Source organism: Streptomyces coacervatus (genome assembly GCF_029223485.1).
Classification (GTDB): domain Bacteria; phylum Actinomycetota; class Actinomycetes; order Streptomycetales; family Streptomycetaceae; genus Streptomyces; species Streptomyces coacervatus.
Genome location: NZ_JARHTP010000025.1, coordinates 21,603 through 43,412 on the forward strand (window position 1 = coordinate 21,603; position 21,810 = coordinate 43,412).

General features: G+C 70.1%; 20 protein-coding genes. 9 read left to right on the plus strand and 11 right to left on the minus strand.

Features of this window, described 5'->3' with window-relative positions; all coding sequences use genetic code 11:
- Window positions 1-3: 3 nt before the first annotated feature.
- Both P2Q00_RS43215 and P2Q00_RS43220 read right to left on the minus strand, forming a co-directional pair.
- Window positions 4-1,671 carry a long-chain-fatty-acid--CoA ligase gene (locus tag P2Q00_RS43215; protein WP_275780256.1) on the minus strand — a complete coding sequence of 556 codons (1,668 nt, stop codon included), beginning with the start codon at window positions 1,669-1,671 and terminating at the stop codon, window positions 4-6.
- Complete coding sequence (locus tag P2Q00_RS43220; protein WP_275780257.1) at window positions 1,668-2,441, minus strand: SDR family oxidoreductase; 774 nt, start codon at window positions 2,439-2,441, stop codon at window positions 1,668-1,670. Before P2Q00_RS43220 ends, P2Q00_RS43215 begins: the two co-directional genes overlap by 4 nt.
- A gap of 165 nt (window positions 2,442-2,606) precedes the next feature.
- On the opposite strand from P2Q00_RS43220, the gene P2Q00_RS43225 reads away from it, so the two are divergent.
- Entirely contained in the window at window positions 2,607-3,845 is a 1,239-nt protein-coding gene (locus P2Q00_RS43225; protein WP_275780258.1) for an exo-beta-N-acetylmuramidase NamZ family protein, read from the plus strand.
- Between the two features lie 81 nt (window positions 3,846-3,926).
- The gene (locus tag P2Q00_RS43230) at window positions 3,927-5,258 is read left to right on the plus strand and encodes a serine-threonine protein kinase (RefSeq protein WP_275780259.1); all 1,332 of its coding nucleotides are present in this window, start codon (window positions 3,927-3,929) and stop codon (window positions 5,256-5,258) included.
- A 25-nt stretch (window positions 5,259-5,283) separates the two neighbouring features.
- On the opposite strand, the gene P2Q00_RS43235 is transcribed toward P2Q00_RS43230, so the two are convergent.
- Window positions 5,284-8,067, minus strand: coding sequence for a penicillin acylase family protein (locus P2Q00_RS43235; RefSeq protein ID WP_275780260.1), 2,784 nt, complete (start codon window positions 8,065-8,067; stop codon window positions 5,284-5,286).
- A 222-nt stretch (window positions 8,068-8,289) separates the two neighbouring features.
- On the opposite strand from P2Q00_RS43235, the gene P2Q00_RS43240 reads away from it, so the two are divergent.
- The gene (locus P2Q00_RS43240; protein WP_275780261.1) at window positions 8,290-8,892 is read left to right on the plus strand and encodes a hypothetical protein; all 603 of its coding nucleotides are present in this window, start codon (window positions 8,290-8,292) and stop codon (window positions 8,890-8,892) included.
- Between the two features lie 83 nt (window positions 8,893-8,975).
- A complete protein-coding gene (locus P2Q00_RS43245) occupies window positions 8,976-9,704 on the plus strand; it encodes a 3-keto-5-aminohexanoate cleavage protein (protein ID WP_275780262.1) in 729 nt (242 codons plus the stop codon).
- Here the strand turns inward: P2Q00_RS43245 and P2Q00_RS43250 are convergent.
- Entirely contained in the window at window positions 9,650-10,384 is a 735-nt protein-coding gene (locus tag P2Q00_RS43250) for a hypothetical protein (RefSeq protein WP_275780263.1), read from the minus strand. The two genes, P2Q00_RS43245 and P2Q00_RS43250, sit on opposite strands and share 55 nt — an antisense overlap.
- A 160-nt stretch (window positions 10,385-10,544) precedes the next feature.
- On the opposite strand from P2Q00_RS43250, the gene P2Q00_RS43255 reads away from it, so the two are divergent.
- Entirely contained in the window at window positions 10,545-11,612 is a 1,068-nt protein-coding gene (locus P2Q00_RS43255; RefSeq protein WP_275780264.1) for an RNA ligase (ATP), read from the plus strand.
- A gap of 166 nt (window positions 11,613-11,778) precedes the next feature.
- On the opposite strand, the gene soxR is transcribed toward P2Q00_RS43255, so the two are convergent.
- A complete protein-coding gene (soxR, locus tag P2Q00_RS43260; protein WP_275780265.1) occupies window positions 11,779-12,249 on the minus strand; it encodes a redox-sensitive transcriptional activator SoxR in 471 nt (156 codons plus the stop codon).
- 91 nt (window positions 12,250-12,340) lie between these two features.
- Between soxR and P2Q00_RS43265 the strand changes: the two genes are divergently transcribed.
- Window positions 12,341-12,802, plus strand: coding sequence for a MaoC family dehydratase (locus tag P2Q00_RS43265; RefSeq protein ID WP_275780266.1), 462 nt, complete (start codon window positions 12,341-12,343; stop codon window positions 12,800-12,802).
- Window positions 12,803-12,815: 13 nt separating this feature from the next.
- Here the strand turns inward: P2Q00_RS43265 and P2Q00_RS43270 are convergent, their stop codons facing one another.
- The 3 genes from P2Q00_RS43270 to P2Q00_RS43280 all read right to left on the minus strand — a co-directional run bounded on the left by P2Q00_RS43270 (window position 12,816) and on the right by P2Q00_RS43280 (window position 15,035).
- A complete protein-coding gene (locus P2Q00_RS43270) occupies window positions 12,816-13,442 on the minus strand; it encodes a TetR/AcrR family transcriptional regulator (protein WP_275780267.1) in 627 nt (208 codons plus the stop codon).
- A 92-nt stretch (window positions 13,443-13,534) separates the two neighbouring features.
- Window positions 13,535-13,822: a YiaA/YiaB family inner membrane protein gene (locus tag P2Q00_RS43275; RefSeq protein ID WP_275780268.1), complete on the minus strand. Its 288-nt coding sequence runs from the start codon at window positions 13,820-13,822 to the stop codon at window positions 13,535-13,537.
- Window positions 13,823-13,883: 61 nt separating this feature from the next.
- The gene (locus P2Q00_RS43280) at window positions 13,884-15,035 is read right to left on the minus strand and encodes an acyl-CoA dehydrogenase family protein (protein WP_275780269.1); all 1,152 of its coding nucleotides are present in this window, start codon (window positions 15,033-15,035) and stop codon (window positions 13,884-13,886) included.
- 89 nt (window positions 15,036-15,124) lie between these two features.
- Between P2Q00_RS43280 and P2Q00_RS43285 the strand changes: the two genes are divergently transcribed.
- The 3 genes from P2Q00_RS43285 to P2Q00_RS43295 all read left to right on the plus strand — a co-directional run bounded on the left by P2Q00_RS43285 (window position 15,125) and on the right by P2Q00_RS43295 (window position 17,614).
- Entirely contained in the window at window positions 15,125-15,766 is a 642-nt protein-coding gene (locus P2Q00_RS43285) for a TetR/AcrR family transcriptional regulator (RefSeq protein ID WP_275780270.1), read from the plus strand.
- Between the two features lie 35 nt (window positions 15,767-15,801).
- Window positions 15,802-16,524 carry an ArsR/SmtB family transcription factor gene (locus P2Q00_RS43290; RefSeq protein WP_275780271.1) on the plus strand — a complete coding sequence of 241 codons (723 nt, stop codon included), beginning with the start codon at window positions 15,802-15,804 and terminating at the stop codon, window positions 16,522-16,524.
- Window positions 16,525-16,639: 115 nt separating this feature from the next.
- Window positions 16,640-17,614, plus strand: a complete 975-nt coding sequence (locus P2Q00_RS43295; RefSeq protein ID WP_275780382.1) for a DMT family transporter — start codon at window positions 16,640-16,642, stop codon at window positions 17,612-17,614.
- Window positions 17,615-17,692: 78 nt separating this feature from the next.
- Here P2Q00_RS43295 and P2Q00_RS43300 read toward each other — a convergent pair whose 3' ends face one another.
- The 3 genes from P2Q00_RS43300 to P2Q00_RS43310 all read right to left on the minus strand — a co-directional run bounded on the left by P2Q00_RS43300 (window position 17,693) and on the right by P2Q00_RS43310 (window position 21,685).
- Window positions 17,693-18,775: a zinc-binding dehydrogenase gene (locus tag P2Q00_RS43300; protein ID WP_275780272.1), complete on the minus strand. Its 1,083-nt coding sequence runs from the start codon at window positions 18,773-18,775 to the stop codon at window positions 17,693-17,695.
- 11 nt (window positions 18,776-18,786) lie between these two features.
- Complete coding sequence (locus tag P2Q00_RS43305) at window positions 18,787-20,175, minus strand: aldehyde dehydrogenase family protein (RefSeq protein ID WP_275780273.1); 1,389 nt, start codon at window positions 20,173-20,175, stop codon at window positions 18,787-18,789.
- A 163-nt stretch (window positions 20,176-20,338) separates the two neighbouring features.
- Window positions 20,339-21,685, minus strand: coding sequence for an ABC transporter ATP-binding protein (locus P2Q00_RS43310; protein ID WP_275780274.1), 1,347 nt, complete (start codon window positions 21,683-21,685; stop codon window positions 20,339-20,341).
- Between the last annotated feature and the right edge of the window lie 125 nt (window positions 21,686-21,810).

Consider the following 21,810-nt stretch of genomic DNA (forward strand, 5'->3'; position numbering starts at 1 on the left):
TTGCTATTCGCTGTCCTGCGGCCGGGAACGAAGCTCCCGACGGAGGATCTTCCCACTCGCCGTCTTCGGCAAGTCGGGCAGGATCTCCACCTGCCGCGGGTACTTGTAGGCGGCCAGTCTCTCCTTGCAGTACATCGCGAGTTCACCCGGGTCCATGTCGGCGCCCGGACGGAGGCTGATGTACGCCTTGACGGTCTCCCCGCGATACCCGTCGGGCACCCCGACGACGGCCGCCTCGCGGACCGCGGGATGCGTGTACAGGACGTCCTCGACCTCGCGCGGCCACACCTTGAAGCCGGACGCGTTGATCATGTCCTTCTTGCGGTCGACGACGTAGAGCCAGCCCTGCTCGTCCATGAACCCGATGTCGCCGGTGCGCAACTCGCCGTCCGGGAAGGTCTCCGCGGTCGCGTCCGGGCGCCGCCAGTAGCCGGGCACGACCTGCGGCCCGCGGACGACGATCTCGCCCTGCTCGCCGAAGGGCACCTCGGCACCCTGGTCGTCGACGATGCGGACGATCGCGTCCCGGACCGGCAGCCCGACGGCCAGCGTCCCGGAGGCCGGGTCCACGGGTGCTTCGAGGTTGGGGGGCACGGAGGCGCAGGGCGCGCTGCACTCGGTCAGGCCGTAGCCGTTGCGGATGTACGGCCCGAAGTCGGCCCGGAACTTCTCCACCAGTGCGGGCGGCAGCGGCGCCCCGCCGGAGTAGATCATCTCGAACGAGGAGAAGTGCTCGCGGGTGACGGCCGGATGCGCGGCCAGCGCCATGAAGGCGGTCGAGGGGCCGACGGTGTAGTGCGGCTGGTGCTCGGCGAACGCGTCGAGGACGACACCCGCCTCGAAGCGGTAGGCGAGGACGAGCGTGCCCCCGTCGTTCAGACACCCGACGAGCTGGCACACCATGCCGGTGATGTGGAACAGCGGCGCCATGGCGAAGTAGACGGGCGCCTCGGGCAGTGCGAGTCCGACGCGCTGCTGCTCGGCGTTGTGCATGATGTTGCCGTGCGTGTTGGTGGCGCCCTTGGGGGTGCCGCTGGTGCCCGAGGTGTAGCTGATCAGCGCGATGTCGGACGGGGTGAGCTCCCGCTCCTCCGGGGCCTTGTAGCCGGCCCGGGCCACGGTCGCCAGATCGGCGGCGTCCGCGGCCTGCGGCAGCCGCTCGAAGCTCAGCACACGCGCGTCCCCACGCGTTTGGAAGTCCAACTCGCACCCGGTGAGCACGATCCGCACGGGCGATTCGGCGGCCGTCTCCCGCAGATACGACTCCCAGGCCCGGTCGGAGCAGATCAGCGCCGCCACCTCACCGTCCCGCAGGACGTGACCGACCTCCCCCGACTTGTACATGGGGTTGACCGGCACGACGGTCGCGCCCGCCTTCCACGCACCCAGCAGGGCGAGCACGAAGAGCGGCGAGTTCTGCAGCAGGATCGCCACGCGGTCCCCGCGCTCCAGGCCGCGCCCCGCGAGGTGCCCGGCGACGGAGTCGCTGAGCTCGTCCAGCTCGCGATAGGTGATCCGCCCGTCGAAGTAGGCGAGGGCCGTGCGGTCCGGGCTGTCGGCCACCACCGCGCGCAGGGCGTGCACCAGGGAGTCGGCGGGTTCGATCGGACCGAGCCGGGCCTCGTCGAGCAGGGCCAGCCAGGGCTGGGCGGCGTAGCGGGAGTCGGTCACCGGGTCTCCTCCCACTTCTGCTGGAGGCGGTTCATGTTCGCCAGCCAGTGGTCGGGGTCAGTGGCCCGGAGCTGGTAGTACTTGGCGGCCTCGGGGTGCGGAAGGATCAGGAAGCGGTCCTCCTCGATCCCCTTGAACAGGGCGTCCGCGACATCAGAAGGTTCGATCGCGGTCGGCCGCAGCACGAGGTCACCGGCGCTGCCGCTGGCGGTCAGCATGTCGGTACGAACACCCTGCGGACAGATGGCATGCACCTTGAGCCCACGGTGGCGATAGGTCAACGACAGCCACTCGGCGAAGGCGTACGCACCATGCTTGGTCACGCTGTACGAGGGCGCCCCGATCATGGTCAGCAGCCCGGCGGCGGAAACGGTCGACACGAAGCGCCCACTCCCCCGCTCCAACCACTCAGGCAGCAGCTCATGGGCGGCACGGACATGGGCCATCAGGTTGACATCCCAGGAGACGGCCCAGGACTTCTCGTCGAGCGGCCGCCCCGGACCCGCGTCCTCGAAGGCGACACCCGCGTTGGCGCAGTACACGTCGATGGTCCCGCCGAGCGCGTCCCGGGCGTCGGCGACGATCGCGGAAGCATCCCCGGGAACCGCGATCCCCCCGATCTCCTCGGCCACAGCCTCGGCCCGCCCCGCATCGAGATCATTCACAACGACCCGGGCCCCCTCGGCGGCAAACCGCCGCGCAAGAGCGGCCCCGATCCCACCCCCGGCCCCCGTGACGACGACACCAGCTTCTTGAACGGCTCCCACCATCGGTCTCCTTCGACTGCGGCTCCGGCTGTCACGCCAGACTAACCGGTCGGTATGTAACAGCAAAGGGGTGCCGGCAGTGCCCGTGAGGGGCGCGGGGAACTGCGCGAGCAACCACAGACAACGGAAAGCTTCCACACACCCTGCGGGAGCAATACCGTGCACCCCATGCGCCTATCCAGACGAGCCCTGCTCGCAGCGACAACGGCAGCAACATCCTTCTCCGCGGCACCGCCGGCCACCGCAGCCGCCCCAGGAAAAAACCTCCGCACCGGCTTCGACCGCCTCTCCGCCGAAGGCTACGCACTCCTCGACGGCCAACGAGTCGGAATCGTCACCAACCCCACCGGCGTGACCCGAGACGTCCACCACATCGTCGACGTCATGCACGCGGACACCCGCGTCAACCTGGTGGCCGTCTTCGGCCCGGAACACGGCTTCCGCGGCACCGCCCAGGCAGGCGGCTCCGAGGGCCGCTACGACGACCCGGCCACCGGCCTCCCCGTCTACGACACGTACCTCAAGAGCGGCCGGCCCCTCGCCGACATCTTCACCACATCGGGCGTCGACACCGTCGTCTTCGACATCCAGGACGTCGGCGCCCGCTTCTACACGTACATCTGGACGCTCTACGACTGCATGGAGGCAGCCCAGCTGGCCGGCAGACGCTTCGTCGTCCTCGACCGCCCGAACCCGGTCACCGGACGGTCCGCCCAAGGCCCGGTCCTGCACAAGGAGTTCGCGACCTTCGTCGGCCGGCAGCCGATCTCCCAGGCACATGGCATGACGGTCACCGAGCTGGCGCGGCTGTACAACGGCGAGTTCCTGACCACACCGGTACCGCTCGAAACCGTCCTGATGACGGGCTGGAAACGCTCGGAGTTCTACGACGCCCACGGACTCCCCTGGGTGCCGCCGAGCCCGAACATGCCGACGCCCGACACCGCGCTCGTGTATTCGGGGACGTGCATGTTCGAGGGCACCAACCTGTCGGAGGGCCGCGGCACCACCCGCCCCTTCGAGCTGCTCGGGGCGGACGGCATCGACGGGAGGTGGGCCGGTGCGGCGAACGAACTCGGCCTGCCCGGTGTCCACTTCAGGGAGGCGTACTTCGCACCGACCTTCTCCAAGTTCCAGGGGAAGACCATCGGCGGCGTGCAGATCCATGTGCACGACCGGGCCGCGTACGACCCCGTGCGTACCGGGATCGCCCTGCTGGTGACCGCCAAGAAGGTGTGGAGCGGCTTCAGTTGGCGGCCGGACAACTGGATCGACAGGCTCACGGGCTCCACGCGCGTGCGTACGGCGATCGATGCGGGCGCGGGTACCGACGAGGTGGTGGCGGGCTGGCAGGAGGAGTTGGCCGCATTCCGGCGGATTCGAAAGGAATACCTCCTCTACAAGTGAGTCGGGACGTATGGCCATCCTCGGCCGGTAGCAGGACGATGCGCCCACATCGCACTGCTACGGGGGACGAGGGGGCCTGTCATGGCGCAACCGGCAACGAGTGTGACGCCTTACTGGGAGCTGACGTTCGACGCGGACGGGGACGTCGACGGGCCGGAGCGGGACCGGCTGCTCGCCGAGATCACGCAACGCGGCGTCCATGACCTGATCGTCTTCGCGCACGGCTGGAACAACGACCGCTCGGGCGCGACCGCCCTCTACCGGCGGTTCTTCGCGCCGATCCCGGAGCTCGCGGCCAAGGCGAAGATCGGGTACGTGGGCGTGATCTGGCCGTCGATGCGGTTCTCCGACGAGCCGATCCCCGACTTCCCGAAGTCCGCGGTGGCCATGGACGCGGAGGCGGCCCCGGCGCCCGCACTCGACAAGGACACCCGGCACGCACTGCTGGAGACGTTCCCCGGGCGGGCCACCGTGATCGACCAGATCGCACGGATGCTGGACCAGCGGCCCGAGAACGAACTGGACGAGTTCGGGCGACTGGTCCGGCTGCTGGTGGAACTCGTACCGGGCGGTCCGCAGCCGCTGTTCGCGGCGGACACCCTCGCGGAGGGTGTCCCGCAGAGCGAGCCGGTGCTGTTCACCGGGGACACGGCGGCGCTCTGCGACGAGTTCGCGCAGGCGCTGGCGGCCGTCGGGTCCGGTGGCGACACGGAGGGCTTCTCGTTGCCGAACCCCTGGGACGGGGCGAAGGAGTTGCTGCGGCAGGCCACGTACTACGCGATGAAGCGGCGCGCGGGCACCGTCGGCGAGCGCGGGCTCGGCCGGGTGGTCGGGCAGCTCGCCGCCTCCGCTCCGGCCGTGCGCGTGCACCTCGTCGGGCACAGCTTCGGCGGCCGGCTGGTGTCGTTCGCGCTGCGCGGCCTGCCCGAGGGCGTGCACACGGTGAAGTCGGTGACGCTGCTCCAAGGGGCCTTCTCGCACTACGCGTTCGCGGCCCGGCTGCCGTACGACGCGCATGCGGGGGGCGTGCTGCAGGGCCAGCAGAACCGTGTCGACGGCCCTCTGGTGTGCTGCTACTCCCACTTCGACGCGGCGCTCGGCACGATCTACCCGCTGGCCTCGCGCATGGCGGACGATGCGCAGGGTGTCGTCGAAGGCGTCGAGGGCTTCGACATCGGGGGGATGCTGGGCACCAAGTGGGGCGCGATGGGGCACGACGGCGTACAGGCGGTGCCCGGCACGCGCGCGTACAAGCTGGCGGACGCACTCAGCAGCACCCTGCCCACCTCGGGTTGCGTCAACATCGACGCCGCGGCCGTGGTCAGGAGCGGCGGGCCGCCCGCCGGTGCACACAGCGACATCGTGCACCGGGAGCTGGCCCAGGTGGTGCTGGCGGCGGGCCGCATCCGCTGACCCGCCGCCAGTGCCGTGTCACATCTCACCGATGCGAGGTGTACTCCACCACCTGCTGGAAGGTGGGCCGGTTCTGCCAGCTGATGTTGTAGTGCTTGATGCCGCCCAGGGTGCGCTGGACGATCGAGTCGGCGCACCACTGGTCGCCCGCCGAGCACAGGCTGTCGCCCGGGTAGACGGTGGACGCGGACGTACCGGCCGCCGTCTTCAGGGTGCTGATCAGGATGTCCCGGCAGGAGCTGAGGACACCGCCGCCGCAGTACTTCTCGGCCAGCGGGCCCTTGACCGTCTCACCGAGCACCGCCCTGATGTCCTTGTCGACGTAGCTCCACCAGCCGTACTGGAAGGAGCTTCCCGCATGCGAGCCGGTGGGCCCGTGCGCGGCCGACGGGGACTCGTCGACGGGCAGGTTGTTGCCGAAGGCGGTGTACAGGTCGCTGCCGAGGCCCGGTTGGAACTCGGCCTTCACCAGCAGCGGCCACCACGCGTCGAGGATGCGGATCGCGTCGGCGTTGGCGTAGGTCTTCGAACCGGCCGAGGTCTCCGTGCGCTTGGCGCCCGCCGTCACCCACGCCTGCAGCTTGCTCACGGCGTCCGCGGCCGTCGAGTCGGTCACCGTACTGCTGTTGATGACCTTGAGCAGCTTGGGCAGTACGTCCTCGGCGCGCAGGTCGGCCAGTGCCGCGTCCGCCATGGCCTGCACCAGCTTCGTACGGGTCACCCCGCCCGCCGCGACCAGCTTCTTGACCCGGTCCTCCAGCAGGTTGCCGCGGTGCACGGACCCGTCGCCCCAGGGCGCGGTCGAGTAGTCGAGGGCCTGTTTGTTGTTCCAGGAGATGTAGTAGTCCTGGTCGATGGAGTTCGGGTGGGCCGAAGCGGCCGTGTAGTCGGCGGTGTTGGTGGACGGGTCCCAGTTCTTCCACTCGTACGCGGCCTGCGCCCAGACCGGGAACTCGGCGTCGACGCCGCTCGCCCGCACCGGGTTGTTGCCGCTGTTGTAGTAGGCGGTGTGCTGGGAGTCGGCGTAGAACCAGTTGAAGGTGTAGTTGATGTGCTGCGCCGCGCTCTGGAAGTCCGCCGGGCCCTTGACGTAGTCGGGGTCGTTCAGCATCTGGAAGCCGATGATCGAATCGGCCTCGTGCATGTAGGAGGAGCGCAGGGTGGTGTAGGCGACCTTCTTGCCGCCGACGGTCGCGCGGTACTCCACCGGCCCGTACTTGGTCTTCCAGACCCTCATCGTGTACGACCCGGCCGCCGTGCCGTCGGCCGTGGTCGGCTTCCAGGAGTTGGTCTGCTCGACCTTGTCCATGGCCGTGCAGGTGCCGTGGTACAGGTAGTGGTAGTCGTCCGTGCACAGCTCGACGGCGTAGGTGTCGATGATGTCCTGGCCGGAGGTCGTCGCGGACCACGAGTAGTCCTGGCCGCGGCCGAGTTCGACGTACATGCTCAGGCCCGCGAAGGAGGCGCCGCGGGCGCTGATGCCCGGGCCCTGGATCTCCTGGAGCATGAGCAGCTGGGGTGCGAAGTAGCCGGTCTGCGGGCCGAAGACGGCGATCGGGTGGCCGCTGGCGGTGTACTTGCCGCTCACCACCAGGGCGTTGGACATACCGCGCCGGGCAGAGCTGAGGGCGGTCGTGGTCGCCGTGGCGGAGGCGGCCTGGGCGCTCTGGGAGGCCCCGGTGCCCGTGGCGTCGTAGACCAGCGGCTCCGTGGTCACCGAGCCGGCGTCGGGCAGGGCCTCGCCCTGCGGGCTGTCCGGCTTGGAGGCGTACGGGAAGCTCTCGCCGTTGTGGACGGTGAGGACGGCCTCGGCGTCGTTGCGCTCGCGGAAGGACTCCCAGACCTTGGTGCCCTCCGCCACGCCGTACTTGGACTGGGCGGCGATCAGTGAGATCGCGTTGCTGACCTCGCCGCCACCGCCGGCGCCGAACAGGGAGCCGATGACGGAGCCGAGCGCGACCAGGTCGGTGATCTTGAAGTGGTCGATGGTGCCGGCGTTGGTGACGGAGTCCTTGTGTCCGGTGAGGACGTACTCACCGGGGAAGTAGCGGCCGCTGTCGGAGGCGTCGATGTAGGAGTTGATGCCGGCGAGATAGGCGTTGGCGTCGGCGAGGGCCTGCTGGCCGCGGGCGCCGTTGTTGGCGACGGCGTTGTCGATCTGGGCCTGCAGATCGGCCTCGGAGTAGGGCGCGTTGCGGTAGAACTCCTGCTCCAGGCCCTGGTTGGAGGCGGCGCCGCCCGCGAAGGTGGTCAGCTGGCCGCGGCCCACATGCCGGAAGACGTCCATGAGCCACAGCCGGTCCTCAGCCGCGGCATACCCGGCCCCGAACTCGGTGCCGTATCTGGTGGTACCGGTGATGTGCGGAACGCCCGCCTTCTTGTCGCGGACGATCGTCACATCGGTACGGCCCGCCGGCTTCTCCGTGGAGGCGACTTGATCGGAAGAGACCCCGAACGAAGCGTCGTTGAAGAACGTATTGATCGTCGAGTCGGTCAGCGAGGAGGCGCCCTTGGCCAGGTTGGCGTAGAGGCCGAGCTGGTCCTCCGCATGGTCGGGCTGGGTACCGAAGGCCTGGTTGAGGAGGATCTGCGCGAGGGTCGCGTTGCCGTTCTCGCCCGGCGGCAGGATGTCGGAACACTGGCCGCCGCAGTAGTCGTTCGAGGCCGTGGCGGCGGCTGCCGTCGCCTGGCCAAGAGGGGACAAAAGGCCGGCAATCAGGACGCATATGGATGCGCTCTTCAGGAACCCGGCGAGCCCGCCGGGAGTTCTCAGTCTGTCTGGGGCGCTACGAGAGGTACGCCAGGGCATGGCAGCTCCTACCGACGGGGGTGAGCCGGGACGTTACCGCCGGTATCCCCGGGAGTGAAGATGAACATGCGTCAAGTTTTGGAGTACGTACGGCGGGCTTATGGAGGTCATCGGAAATCGGATGGAGCCGAATCGCTTGTCGATACGTCTATTCGGCGACGTCCGTACGACGACGCCGAAGTGACCGAAGTACAGGTGCAGGTGTGACGGAGGTGCAGGGCGATGGCCGGTTTCCGGAGTCTGGCGAGACAGGTCCGCGATCCGCGGTGCGATCTGGCACTGCGGCGCTACTCGCTGCGCAAGTGCCTTGAGAGGTTTGCTCCTTACGGGCACAGGGCGACCTGGGACCATTTGTGCTCCCGGGCAGGGTTCGGTCCCGAGGACCGCTCCCCCGACCCGGTGCGGCTCGTGGCCGCACTGGAGGAATTGGAAGAGGCGCGTTCGGTCTGGCTGGCCTACGAGGTCGGGTTCGCCGAGCGGCGCAAGAAGGAGAAGCACGACGGGCTGCGCCGTCCGGGAAGTGTGGACGACTGGCACCGACTGACCTGGGGCGGTTTCGGTGTCGCCTGGTGCGACGACCCGCGGGTACACCCCCGTGAGCCCCTGGCCGAGGTACTGCGCCGGCTGATCTCCGGCCTGGAGCGCAAGCCGGGCTCCGGTTGCCCGGTGTGCGGCGCAGCGCGCCTGATCTGGAAGTACGACCTGGACCACGAACCCTCTGCGGGTCCGGTCTGCACTCACTGCGGAATTCTCGTGCCACGGCCCGTTCTCAACCCCGAGGCCCTGGCGGACGCAAGGCGCGGAAGGCTGCTGGTGTCGGCCTAGCACGGCGGGGGTGCGCCGGGGATGCCGCACCCCCTTTGTTTCCCCGGTCATCCGGTTTCCCCGTCATCGGGCACCATCGAGGCATGGTGCAGGTGTGTCTCAACGGGCCCCGCGGGTCCACCGACGGTGCGATGGTGCCGCTGACTCCGCAGGAGATGGCCGAGTCCGCGGCGCAGGCCGTCGCGTCCGGAGCCACGGACATCCACATCCACCCCAAGACGCCGTGCGGTCATGACTCACTCTCGCCCCGGGTGCTCGCGCCGACGCTGGAGGCGATACGGGCTCGGGTGCGGGTGCCGGTCGGTGTGACCACGGGTGCCTGGGCCGAGCCGGATCCGGCGGCCCGGCTCGCCCGGGTGCGGAGCTGGAGCGTGCTGCCCGACCACGCCTCGGTCAACTGGCACGAGGAGGGCGCGGAGGAGATCGCAGCAGCGCTGCTCGACCTCGGTGTCGGGGTTGAGGCCGGCATCTGGTCCGGGACGGACGCCGCTGCCCGGTTCGCTCACTCACCGCTCGGGCCCCGGGTGCTGCGGGTCCTCGCCGAGGTGACGGACACCTCGGCGGACACGGCGGAGGCGACCGCTCGTGCGCTGCTGGCCGACCTGGGCCCCGCGCACGGTCGCCCGGTGCTGCTGCACGGGGAGGACGGCGGCGCGTGGCCCGTGCTGCGGCTGGCAGGGCGGCTGGGGCTCGCCGCCCGGATCGGGCTGGAGGACACGCTGCTCCTGCCGGACGGCGAACGGGCCTCGTCCAACGCTCAGTTGGTCGCCGAGGCACTGTCCCAGTACGGGTGCGCCCAGCGCTCGTCGTAGGGCAGGGCGAGGAGTTCGGCGCGGATCGCCAGGTCGGGCTCGCCCTGGGCCCGGAGGCGGGCGGCGCCGGGGCCGGCCAGCCAGGTGCGCAGGTCCGCGAGACCGGAGTCCACGCTGTCGTCGTACCACCAGGAGAACGGGGAGTAGTCGGACAGCAGGTCGTAGAGCCAGTTGTCGGTGCACTGGGCGAGGTGCGCGTCGGCGACCGGGCTGCGGCCCCAACCGGCCAGGAACGGGGTCACGGTTCCGGCGATCGTGGCGCAGGTGTCGAAGATGTCGTCGATGCCGTAGGGCGGCTCGGGCCTGGTGAGGGCGTCCTGCCACCAGGCGTGCAGGAACGCCTCGATCGCGGCGGCCTGCTCGGCGGGCCAGGAGCGCCAGTCCACCCGGGTCAGCCCGTGGCATCCGTAACCGATCGAACCCAGGGAGCCGTCGGTCATCGCCCGTGCGGCCTGCGGCAGCAGGCGCCGCATCGCGGCTGCGTGGTCGTCGAAGTGGTCGGGCACCTCGAAGAGGTAGTAGCGCACCACGTCCACGGGTATCTGCACGTACGGCGTGCGCAGATACGCGGTCTCCTCGGGCGCGTGGCAGTGGCCGCAGCCGGTCTCGTGCGGGCTGGCGAAGCCGTTGAAGATCGTGTCGATGTCCGCGAGGGCGGCGTCAAGTGCGGTTGAGGACATGGGAGTCGGCAATCCCGTCAGGACTCCGTGCGCGGCCTCTCGGCCCGCCGAAGATCGCGACGTTACCAGCCGCTAATCCGCTCGCTCCACCCCTTTCCCGTCCGGACAGTTGGGAGGCGATGAAACCGAACTGAGCGACCCCAGGAACCGAGGAGTCCCCATGTCGACGCTCCGCGTCACCGCCGAAGTGCTGACCGTCCACGAGCATCCGAACGCCGATGCACTCGAACTGGCCCAGGTGGGTCTGTACCGGGCCGTCGTCGCCAAGGGCGCGTACCGCACCGGCGACGCCGCCGTGTACATCCCCGAGCAGTCCGTGCTGCCGGCCGGGCTGATCGAGGAGCTGGGGCTGACCGGGCGGCTGGCGGGGAGCAGCTCGGACCGGGTGAAGGCGGTGCGGCTGCGCGGTGAGCTGTCGCAGGGCATCGTGTGCCGGCCGAAGGCGCTGGCGGACGTCGATCTGGCGCGGGCCGCACTGGACGGGACGGACTTCGCGGAGCCGCTCGGCATCACCAAGTGGGTGCCGCCGATCCCGCCCACGATGGACGGCGACGTCGAGTCCGCGCCCGATCTGCTGCCCTGGGTCGACATCGAGAACATCCAGCGGTTTCCGGACATCTTCGCACCGGGCGAGGCTGTGGTCCTGACCGAGAAGCTGCACGGCTCGGCCTGTCTGCTGACGTATGTCGCGGACGAGGGTCGGGTGTACGTCTCCTCCAAGGGGTTCGGCGCCAAGTCCCTTGCCCTGAAGGAGGATCCGCGCAATCTGTACTGGCGGGCGGTGCACGGACACGGCGTCGCCTCGGCCGCGACCCGGCTCGCCGAGCGGCTGGGGGCGCGGCGGGTCGGGATCTTCGGTGAGGTGTACGGGGCGGGGGTCCAGGACCTGACGTACGGCGCGGACGGGCGCCGCGAGACTCTGGGGTACGCCGTGTTCGACCTGTCAGCGGAGATCGACGGTGTGGTGCGGTGGCTGGATGCGGGGGAACTGCTGGGTGGGGAGCTGCCGTTGGTGCCGCGGCTGTATGTCGGGGCGTACGACATCGGGCGGGTGCTGGAGGTTGCGAGTGGGCCGGAGACCGTGTCGGGGCGGGGGCTGCATCTGCGGGAGGGGGTGGTGATCCGGCCTGCGGTCGAGCGGTACAGCTCGGTGACCGGGGGGCGGGCCATCGCCAAGGCGGTGAGTGGGGCGTATCTGATGCGGAAAGGTGGGACGGAGTACGAGTGAGCGTGGGTTGACCTGTGACCCGGTGCTGGTGCGGGCGAGGGGGTGTCGCTTGCCCGCGCTTGCGGGTGCCGCTTTCTTTGGGTCGGGAGCCGCCCCAGCGGCACGACTGCCCGCAGCTAGGGAGGCATGGCCGCCGCAGGCTACGCGGGTCTCGCTGCCCGCAGGGCTACGCGTGCTTCCGCCGTCCCTCCACCATCAGCCGTGAACCGGTGCGGCGTTCGCCGAACACGTCGTCCGGGTTGGACAGGACGCAGCCGTCGAGGGAGAGGCAGCCGCAGCCGATGCAGTCCGTGAGGTGGTCGCGGAGGCGGTTGAGCTGGCTGATGCGTTCGTCGAGTTCGGAACGCCAGGCCTCGGAGAGGCGGGCCCAGTCCTCCCGGGTGGGGGTGCGTTCCTCGGGGAGTTCGGCGAGGGCCTCGCGGATGGTGGCCAGGGGGATGCCGACGCGCTGTGCGGCGCGGACGAAGGCGACCCGGCGCAGCGCGTCACGGTGGTAGCGGCGTTGGTTGCCCGTGGTCCGTCGGCTGCTGATCAGACCCTTGGACTCGTAGAAGTGGAGGGCGGAGACGGCGGCGCCGCTGCGTGCGGCGAGCTGGCCGACCGTGAGCTCGTGGATCTTCTCTGGAATCTGGGGCACCCCTCGAACCCTACCCATGCCTCCGTTGACACGGGCCCCGAGGCCGACCATGCTAAGCAGTCGCTTAGAGTTTGGGACGAGGAGGCGGGACATGGCAGAGCCGAGGGTCTTCACGGGCGCCGACGAGCTGAAGGCGGCCGTGGGCGAGCAGCTCGGGTACACCGACTGGCTGGAGGTCGACCAGAAGCGGATCGATCTCTTCGCCGATGCCACCGGTGATCATCAGTGGATCCACGTCGATCCGGAGAAGGCCGCCGCCGGGCCGTTCGGGACCACCATCGCGCACGGGTATCTGACCCTGTCGCTGCTGCCGCTGTTCGGGCCGCAGCTGATCAAGGTCGAGGGTGTGAAGATGGGCGTCAACTACGGCACCAACAAGGTGCGTTTCCCCTCGCCGGTGCCGGTCGGCTCGCGGCTGCGGGCCACCGCGGCGATCACCGGGGTCGACGACGTGGCGGGCGGCGTCCAGGTGACCGTCGCCTTCAGCGTCGGGCGCGAGGGCGGCGACAAGCCGGTGTGTGTCGCCGAGTCGGTGTCGCGCTACTACCTCTGATACCTCTGAGCGGTCATTTGGCCGCTCCCACCATCCGCAGCACGAGGTCGGCGTCGAGCGCGCCGACCTCGTCCGGCGTCCAGGGCCCGTCGACGTTGAACCAGCGGGCGACGTCGATGCAGAGCGACATGACGGCGAGGGTCGTGCCCTTCACGTCCAGCACGTCGAACTCGCCGGCCGCCACACCGTCCTCGATGATCCCCCGCACCTCGGCGTCGCACTGCCGGCGCAGCGCGAGGATCTCCTCACGGGCGTCCGGACCGAGCGAGTCCAGCTCGTACTGCACGACCCGGGCGGTGGTCCGTCCGCCCGCGTGCCAGCGGACGAAGGAACTCACCGCGTCGGCGAGCCGCTCGGCCGCGGTGCCTTCGCGCCGGGCCGCCGTCTGCAGGATCTCCAGCGCCTTCTCGTGACCGATCCGGCTGATCCGGTGGAGCAGCTCTTCCTTGGTTTTGTAGTGGATGTAGAGCGCGGCGGGGCTCATGCCGGCGCGACCCGCGATGTCACGGGTCGTCGTGGCGTGGTACCCGCGCTCGGCGAAGGCCTCCACCGCGGCGATCAGCAACCGCCGGGCCGCGTCGGGCGTGACCTCGCCCCACGCCGACGTCTCGCCGTCGGCCGTCTCCTCCGCGGTACTCATCGCTCGCTCGCCCCTCTCTCCGACAGAACCCCCACCATACAGCCGAAGCTGAGCGAGCGCTTAGAGTGCCCGCTGAGCGCTTTCGGAGCCGGTCAGAGCTTCTCGAAGGGGTCGTGCTCGGCCAGCAGCTTCTCCAGCCGGGCCTGGTCGACGCGGCTGACGATCTGCCCGGCCTCCTGCCGGTCCCGGATCACCTTGGCCAGCGTGAAGGCGGAGGTGACCAGGTACAGCACGGCGATGGCGAGGAAGCCGCGCACCCAGGCGTTGGCGTCCAGCCGGAAGATCCCGACGGCCGTGGCGATCATGGCGAGGGAGAAGGAAGCGACGGCCTGGCCGTAGAAGGCGGCCGTGCTCTGCTGCTTGACCGGTGTGTCACTCATGCGATCAAGAGTCGCCGGACGTGGCCCGCGCCACATCCGCCGAGATACTCAGCTCAGGTACTCAGAACGCCGAAACCCCCGTCAGCGCACGCCCGATGAGAAGTTTCTGGATCTGGCTGGTGCCCTCGTAGAGGGTCATCACACGGGCGTCGCGCAGCAGCTTGCCCGCCGGGTACTCGTCGATGTAGCCGTAGCCGCCGAAGACCTGGAGGGCGTTGTTGGCGGCACGGACGGCTGCCTCCGAGGCGAAGAGCTTGGCCTTGGAGGACTCGACGGCGAAGGGCTGCCCGCGGTCGATCAGGTCGGCGACCCGCCAGGTGAGGAGCCGCGCCGCGTCCACGTCGACGGCGATGTCACTGATCAGCTCCTGTACGAGCTGGTGCTGTGCGATGGACTTGCCGAACTGCTCGCGCTCGCCCGCGTACTTCACCGCCGCGTCCAGCGCGGCCTGGGCTATGCCCACACAGCCCGCCGCGACCGACATCCGCCCCTTGGCCAGGGCCGACATGGCGACGGAGAAGCCCTTGCCCTCCTCGCCCAGCATCGCGGAGGCAGGGACTCGTACGTCCTCAAGGGCCAGCTCGGCCGTCGCCTGGCCGCGCAGGCCGAGCTTGCCGTGGATGGTGCGGCGGGTCAGACCGGGGGTGTCGGTCGGGACCAGGAAGGCGGAGACGCCCTTGTGGCCGGGGGCGTCGGTGGAGCGGGCGAACAGCAGCACCACATCGGCCCAAGTGCCGTTCGTGATGAACATCTTGGTGCCGTTGATGACGTAGTCGTCGCCGTCGCGCACCGCGCGCGTGGAGAGGTTGCCGGCGTCGGAGCCGGTGCCCGGCTCGGTGAGGCCGAAGCAGCCGACGTACTCGCCGGAGGTGAGCCCGGGCAGCCACTGCCGCTTCTGGTCCTCGCTCCCCCAGGCGGCGATCGTCTTGGCGACCAGCCCGAGCGACACGGACACGATGCCGCGCACGGAGGAGTCACCGCGCCCGAGCTCCTCCGTGACCAGGCAGTACGCGAGGTGGTCGCCGCCCGAGCCGCCGTACTCCTCGTCGACGGTCAGACCGAGGAAGCCGACCTCGCCGAGCTTCTTCACAATGGACCGGTCGACTTCCTCCGCCCGGTCCCAGGCGATCACGTTCGGGGCGATCTCGCGGTCCACGAAGTCCTTGGCGAGCCGCCGGACGGCTTGCTGCTCGTCGCTGAGCTCCAGATTCATGACCGGCCACCCCACTTGAGATCCCGCACAATCCTACACATTTAAATTAGCACTGCTAGTTTCAGTCGCGCAGCCCTACTATGTGCGCCATGGCCCGACCGCGCAAGCCCCTGCTCAGCACCGACCGCATCGTCGAGACGGCACGCGCGCTGGTGGACGCGGAGGGCCTCGCGGCCGTCTCCACGCGTCGGCTCGCCGCGGAGCTGGGGGTGAGCGGGCCCTCGCTCTACAACCACTTCCGCACCAAGGACGAGATCCTGGAGGCGGTCGCCGACTCGGTGAGCGCACAGGTCGACCTGTCGATGTTCGAGGACGGCCGGGAGTGGCGGACCGCGCTGCACGACTGGGCCGTCTCCTACCGGGCCGCGCTGCGCGACCACCCCAACATCGTCCCGGTACTCGCCCAGGGACCCGGCCGCCGTCCCGCCGGACTGCGCCTCGCGGACGCCGTCTACGGCGCGATGGTCCAGGCGGGCTGGCCGCCGGCGCAGGCCACCTCCATCGGTGCGCTGATGCGGTACTTCATCATGGGCTCCGCGCTCGGCTCCTTCGCCGGGGGTTTCGTGGACGACGAGAGCGCGTACGACCCCGCCGACTATCCGCATCTCGGCCAGGCGCACCTGCTCGCCGAGCAGCAGGAGAAGATCGACGAGCGGGCCTTCGAGACGGGCCTCACGGCGCTGCTCGACGGGCTGGTGCAGCAGTACGAGCAGGTGAAGCGGGCCGTTTAGCGACAGTTCGGCGGGCGCCGAAGTGTCCGTGTCCCATGCTGGGGTGCATGACCACCAGGGAACCCCAGGCGCCGCAGCTGGCCCGGCTGGCCGGACTGTTCGCCGACGAGACACGGGCCGCGTGTCTGCTGGCGCTGCTCGACGGGCGTGCATGGACCGCGAGTGAGCTGGCGCGGCATGCGGGGGTCGCGGCATCGACGCTGAGCGAACATCTGGGCAAGCTCGTCGCGGGCGGATTGCTGGCCGAGGAACGGCAGGGCCGGCATCGGTACGTACGTCTCGCCGATGCGCGGGTTGCGCAGCTGGTGGAGGATCTGGCCGCGCAGGTGGGGCCGGGGGATGCCGTACGGCCGCGGGGGCTTCGGGAGTCGAGTGCCGGGGCGGCGATGGCGCGGGGGCGTACGTGTTACGACCATCTGGCGGGGCGGCTGGGGATTGCGGTGACGGATGGGATGACGGCCCACGGGCTGCTGATCCAGGACACCGGCTTCGCGCTCACGGACGCGGGGGTGACGTGGTTCGATTCCGTCGGGATCGCTCTCGACCGCAAGGGGCGGCGTCCGCTGGCGCGGGCGTGCCTGGACTGGACCGAACGCCGACCGCATCTCGCGGGTGTCGCGGGCGCCGCCCTGTGCCGACATGCACTGGAGTCCGGGTGGTGCGTGCGGATCGGCTCCGAACGCGCGGTGAGGGTGACGCCGACAGGTGAGCAAGCACTGGCCGCGCTCTTGGGAATCGAGACAACGGCGTTGCACTGAGCGCCCCCAAAGGGGCGCGGGGAACTGCGCGACAAGCCACAACGCACCCGCAGCTACACGCCGTCCGAAATCCGCGAGCTCTCAACCCCTACCTCTACCTAGCCTCTGGAGCATGATGAACTTCCGTCGCACCGACCTGCTCGCCCCCGCGGCCGCCGCAGTCACTGTTGTGTTGTGGGCCTCCGCCTTCGTTTCCATCCGTAGTGCTGGGGGCGCGTACTCGCCGGGAGCGCTGGCGCTCGGGCGGTTGTCGGCCGGGGCCCTGGCTCTGGGAGTTATCTGTCTGGTTCGGCGGGAAGGGTTGCCGCCGCGGGCCGCCTGGCGGGGGATCGCGATATCCGGGGTGCTCTGGTTCGGGTTCTACATGGTCGTCCTGAACTGGGGCGAGCAGCAGGTGGACGCCGGTACGGCCGCGCTGGTGGTGAACATCGGGCCCATCCTGATCGCTCTGCTCGGTGCGCGGCTGCTCGGGGATCCGATGCCGCCGCGGCTGCTGGCAGGGATGGCGGTGTCGTTCGCGGGGGCCGTGGCAGTGGGCCTGTCGATGTCGGGCGGGGGCGGCTCCTCCGTACTCGGCGTGGTGTTGTGTCTGCTTGCGGCGGTCGGTTATGCGGGCGGGGTCGTCGCGCAGAAGCCCGCTCTGGCGAAGGCCAGTGCGTTGCAGGTGACGACGTTCGGGTGTCTTGTCGGGGCGGTGGGGTGTCTGCCGTTCGCCGGGCAGTTGGTGAGCGAGGCGGCCGACGCGCCGGTGTCGGCGACGCTCAACATGGTTTATCTGGGCGTGTTTCCGACCGCTCTCGCCTTTACGACCTGGGCGTACGCCCTGGCCCGTACGACCGCCAGCCGCATGGGCGCGACGACCTACGCGGTGCCCGCGCTGGTCGTGCTGATGTCGTGGCTGGCGCTCGGTGAGGTGCCCGGGCTGCTCACGCTGGGCGGCGGTGTGCTGTGCCTGGCGGGTGTGGCGGTTTCGCGGTCCCGGCCCCGGAAGACGGCAGCCGTGCGGAGCGCTGCCGCGGTGGCTACGGATGTGCACGATGGCTGTACGGAGCATCTGGGGGCTCCGCCCCCAGACCCCCGATCGGCCTGAACGGCCTCGTCCTCAAACGCCGGACAGGCTGAAAGACCTCGCCCCCGGACGGGCTGGAGATCCACGACCCCGGACGGGCTAGAAGACCACAAGTGCCCGTCCGCCCCTGCCCACCAGCATGTTCTCGAACGCCGCCGGGATCCCCTCCAGGCCGATCCGCTCCGTCACCAGTGCGCCCAGGTCCAGGCGGCCCGCTCGTACGTGCTCGGCCAGTACGGGGAGGTCCTTCGCCGGGTCCGAGTTGCCGTACACGCACCCCGCCAGGGTCCTGCCCCAGTGGAAGATCTCCAGGGCGTTGAAGGTGACCTGCTGGTCCTTGCCGCCGATGCCGACCACCGTCGTGCGGCCGCCGCGGCGGGTGGAGTCCCAGGCCGTGCGGATCGTCGAGGCGCGGCCCACGCATTCGATCGCCACGTCGACGCCTTGTTTGTCCGTCAGTCCGCGGATCTCCCGGGCCGTCGTCTCGGAGGCGAGGACGTAGTCCGTGGCGCCCGCGGTGCGCGCCAACTCCTCCTTCTCCGGGGAGACATCAACCGCGACGATGCGTGCGGCGCCCGCGATGCGTGCCGCCTGGAGCGCCGCCAGGCCCACTCCCCCGACGCCGTACACCGCCACCGTCTCGCCGGGCCGGACCTGCGCCGAGTGGTGGACGGCGCCGTAGCCGGTGAGGACGGCGCAGCCCAGGAGGGCCGCGTCCGTGAGGGGGATGCCCTCGGGCAGGGGCAGGACGCAGGCCGCCGAGACGACCGTCTCCTCGGCGAACGCGGCGACATTGAGGCCGGGGTGGAGGTCGGAGCCGTCGGAGGAACGGTGGGCATAGACGTCCGCGGCACCGTTCAGGGCGTTGGCGCACAGCCACACCTCGCCGAGTGTGCAGGCGTGGCAACTGCCGCAGGACGGGGCCCAGTTGAGGACGACCTCGGCGCCGGGCGAGACATGGGTGACGCCCTCGCCGACGGCGACGACCGTGCCGGCACCCTCGTGGCCGAGGACGGCGGGGACCGGCACCCGCATGGTGCCGTTGGACAGCGACAGGTCGGAGTGGCACACCCCGGCGGCGGCGAGACGGACCCGGACCTGGCCGGGGCCGGGGTCCGGGAGGTCGATGCCGGTGATCTCCAGCGGGGCGCCCACGGCGGGAAGAACTGCTGCGCGAACCATGGATACGCTCCTCAGAACTGCAGGGACTTGGTCTGGAGGTACTCGGACAGGCCGTGTGTGCCGAGTTCCCGGCCGACGCCGGACTGCTTGTAACCGCCGAAGGGGGCAAGGGGGTTGAAGCGGCCGCCGTTGATGTCGACCTGGCCGGTCTCCATGCGACGGGCGAAGGCCACCGCCTCGGTCTCGTCACCCGCCCACACGGCGCCCGCGAGGCCGTAGAGCGTGCCGTTGGCGATGCGCAGGGCGTCCTCCTCGTCCTCGTAGCGGAGGATGGACAGGACCGGGCCGAAGATCTCCTCCTGGGCGATCGTCATCTCGGGGGTGACGTCGGCGAAGACCGTCGGTGAGATGAAGTAGCCCTGTTCGCGCGGGGATTCGGTGCCGCCGGCGACCAGCCGCGCGCCCTCGGCCACGCCCTTGTCGATGTAACTCAGCACCCTGGCCCGCTGCTTGGCGTTCACGACCGGGCCGATGCGGTCGCCGTACTTGGCGGCGGCGGTGGCGGCCAGCGCGACCGCCTCCTCGTACCGGTCCCGGTGTACGAGCATGCGCGTCCAGGCGCTGCACGTCTGGCCGGAGTTGGACATGACGTTGGCGACGCCGACATTGACCGCCTTGGCGAGGTCGGCGCTCGGGAGGATGACGTTGGCGGACTTGCCGCCCAGCTCCAGGGCGACCTTCTTGATCGCGGCGCCCGCCGTCGCGCCGATCTGCCGGCCGACGGCCGTGGAGCCGGTGAAGGAGACCAGGTCGACGCCCGGGTGCTCGGCGAGTGCCTGGCCCGCGACCGGGCCGAGTCCGGTGACCAGGTTGAAGACGCCTGCGGGGAGTCCCGCCTCGTGGACCGCCTCGGCGAACAGCTGGGCGGTGAGCGGGGTGTCCTCGGCGGGCTTCAGGACCATCGTGCAGCCCGCCGCGAGCGCCGGGGCGACCTTGGCGACGATCTGGTGCAGGGGGTAGTTCCAGGGCGTGATCGCGCCGACCACGCCGACCGGCTCCAGGAGGACGGTCGAGTTGCCGGCCTTCTCCTCGAAGGCGTACGTCGCCGCCATCTCGGCGTACGAGCCCGCGACCGCGATCGGCACGGCGGCATGGACGTTCTGCGAGAACTGCAGGGGCGAGCCGAGCTCTGCGGTGACCGTCTCGGCGACCTCGTCCTTGCGCGCCACGAGGACGTCCCTCAGCGCGGCAAGCCGTGCGGCCCGCTCGGCGGGCGGGGTCGCGGCCCAGGCCGGGAAGGCGGCACGGGCGGCCCGTACGGCCGCATCGACGTCCTCCGCCACCCCCGCGGGAACCCGGCCGATCACCTGCTCGTCAACGGGGTTCACAACCTCGATCACGTCCTGACCTGCAGCGGGCCGCCAGGCGCCGTCGATGTACAGGCCGTCGTGTGCCTTCATGGTGCTCCTCCGGGGGCGGGGTGCGTCGTCCGCATCAAAACCTACCGACAGGCACACAAACTAGCGACGTTAGTTTTTAGCCGCCAGATCATCCACCGCCCTAAAAGGGGCGCGGGGGACTGCGCGACCAGCCACAACGCACCCGCAGACGCCCGACAACCCACTACTCGTCCAGATCCGGCAACCGCGCCGGAGCCGGACAAATCCGCTCACCATGCTGGTCGAAGACAAACAGATGCGCGATGTCGACAAGCAGCGGCACCTGCATCCCGTGACGCAGCTCGATGTCGGGCGTGGTCCGCACCACCAGATCGCCCGGGAGGCGGGCCTCGGTGGACACCGGTTCGGCGGGGCGGGCGTCCGCCGGGTCGTCCAGGACCACCACCGGCCCGGCCCGGAGGGCTCCCGCACGGTCCCTGAGGCGCTCCAGGACCGTCGGGCCGCCCTCCCGGCGGCGGCGCCGGGAGGGCCGGACGGCGGGGCGCGGGGCTTCCAGGTCCGGTACGACGGCGGGCTGGGACCCGGTGTTGAAGTGGACGAGGACCTCATGGCCCTGGAACTCCACGTGCTCCACCAGGCCGGTGATCGGCATCTCGCTGGGGCGGGCGGAGGAGTGCTTGGCGATCCGTACGGCCTCCGAGCGCAGCCCGACGATCACCTCCCGGCCCTGCTGCACCCGCAGCAACTGGTGGTCCAGGGAAAGAGGTTCGGGCAGCCGCAGGTACTGCTTGCCGAGGCTGATGGTCATCGCGCCGTCGAGCGGAGCGCGGACCAGGCCGCGGAGCAGGTTGATGCGCGGGGTGCCGATGAAGGCGGCGACGAAGACATTGCGGGGCAGGGCGTACACCATGCGCGGCACGTCCAGCTGCTGGAGCACGCCGCCGCGCAGCACGGCGACCCGGTCACCGAGCGACATGGCCTCGGCCTGGTCGTGGGTGACGTAGACCGTGGTGACGCCCAACTCCCGGGTGAGCTTGGATATTTCGGCCCGCAGATGGTTGCGGAGCTTGGCGTCGAGGTTGGACAGCGGCTCGTCCATCAGGAAGACGGAGGGATGGCGGGCGATGGCGCGGCCCATGGCGACGCGCTGGCGTTCGCCGCCGGAGAGCTGGCTGGGGAAGCGGTCGAGGAGGTCCTCGATGCCGAGCATGCGGGCGGTGGCGTCCACGCGCGGGCGCGGGTCCTCGCCGGGGTTCTCGACGCGCAGCGGGAAGCCGATGTTGCCGCGGCTCGTCATGTTCGGGTAGAGGGCGAAGTTCTGGAACACCATCGCCATGTTCCGGTCGGACGGGAGCAGGTCGTTGGAGTGCTCGCCGTCGAGCAGCAGTCTGCCCTCGGTGATCTCCTCCAGGCCGGCGATCATTCTGAGCACGGTGGACTTGCCGCAGCCGGACGGCCCGAGCAGCACGAGGAATTCGCCGGGGCGGATGTCCAGCGACAGCCGGTCCACCACGCGAACGCCTCGCGTATAGGTCTTGCTCACGTCGTGCAGAGAGATGGCGCGTGTCATGGCACTGCCCCCGGGGGCGTACTGAGCGAGTCCTGCTGCTCCGCGGTCGAACGGCCCGTACGGGTCGCACGGGCTGTGAGTCACGGAAGTTAACGGACCGTACGCGGCCTGGGGAAGACATACGA

Coding starts and splice junctions, on each gene's coding strand:
- P2Q00_RS43220 (WP_275780257.1), bottom strand. CDS start 2,441: ATGGTGGGAGCCGTTCAAGAAGCTGGTGTCGTCGTCACGGGGGCCGGG.
- P2Q00_RS43225 (WP_275780258.1), top strand. CDS start 2,607: ATGCGCCTATCCAGACGAGCCCTGCTCGCAGCGACAACGGCAGCAACA.
- P2Q00_RS43230 (WP_275780259.1), top strand. CDS start 3,927: ATGGCGCAACCGGCAACGAGTGTGACGCCTTACTGGGAGCTGACGTTC.
- P2Q00_RS43235 (WP_275780260.1), bottom strand. CDS start 8,067: ATGCCCTGGCGTACCTCTCGTAGCGCCCCAGACAGACTGAGAACTCCC.
- P2Q00_RS43240 (WP_275780261.1), top strand. CDS start 8,290: ATGGCCGGTTTCCGGAGTCTGGCGAGACAGGTCCGCGATCCGCGGTGC.
- P2Q00_RS43245 (WP_275780262.1), top strand. CDS start 8,976: ATGGTGCAGGTGTGTCTCAACGGGCCCCGCGGGTCCACCGACGGTGCG.
- P2Q00_RS43250 (WP_275780263.1), bottom strand. CDS start 10,384: ATGTCCTCAACCGCACTTGACGCCGCCCTCGCGGACATCGACACGATC.
- P2Q00_RS43255 (WP_275780264.1), top strand. CDS start 10,545: ATGTCGACGCTCCGCGTCACCGCCGAAGTGCTGACCGTCCACGAGCAT.
- P2Q00_RS43265 (WP_275780266.1), top strand. CDS start 12,341: ATGGCAGAGCCGAGGGTCTTCACGGGCGCCGACGAGCTGAAGGCGGCC.
- P2Q00_RS43270 (WP_275780267.1), bottom strand. CDS start 13,442: ATGAGTACCGCGGAGGAGACGGCCGACGGCGAGACGTCGGCGTGGGGC.
- P2Q00_RS43275 (WP_275780268.1), bottom strand. CDS start 13,822: ATGAGTGACACACCGGTCAAGCAGCAGAGCACGGCCGCCTTCTACGGC.
- P2Q00_RS43280 (WP_275780269.1), bottom strand. CDS start 15,035: ATGAATCTGGAGCTCAGCGACGAGCAGCAAGCCGTCCGGCGGCTCGCC.
- P2Q00_RS43285 (WP_275780270.1), top strand. CDS start 15,125: ATGGCCCGACCGCGCAAGCCCCTGCTCAGCACCGACCGCATCGTCGAG.
- P2Q00_RS43290 (WP_275780271.1), top strand. CDS start 15,802: ATGCTGGGGTGCATGACCACCAGGGAACCCCAGGCGCCGCAGCTGGCC.
- P2Q00_RS43295 (WP_275780382.1), top strand. CDS start 16,640: ATGAACTTCCGTCGCACCGACCTGCTCGCCCCCGCGGCCGCCGCAGTC.
- P2Q00_RS43300 (WP_275780272.1), bottom strand. CDS start 18,775: ATGGTTCGCGCAGCAGTTCTTCCCGCCGTGGGCGCCCCGCTGGAGATC.
- P2Q00_RS43305 (WP_275780273.1), bottom strand. CDS start 20,175: ATGAAGGCACACGACGGCCTGTACATCGACGGCGCCTGGCGGCCCGCT.
- P2Q00_RS43310 (WP_275780274.1), bottom strand. CDS start 21,685: ATGACACGCGCCATCTCTCTGCACGACGTGAGCAAGACCTATACGCGA.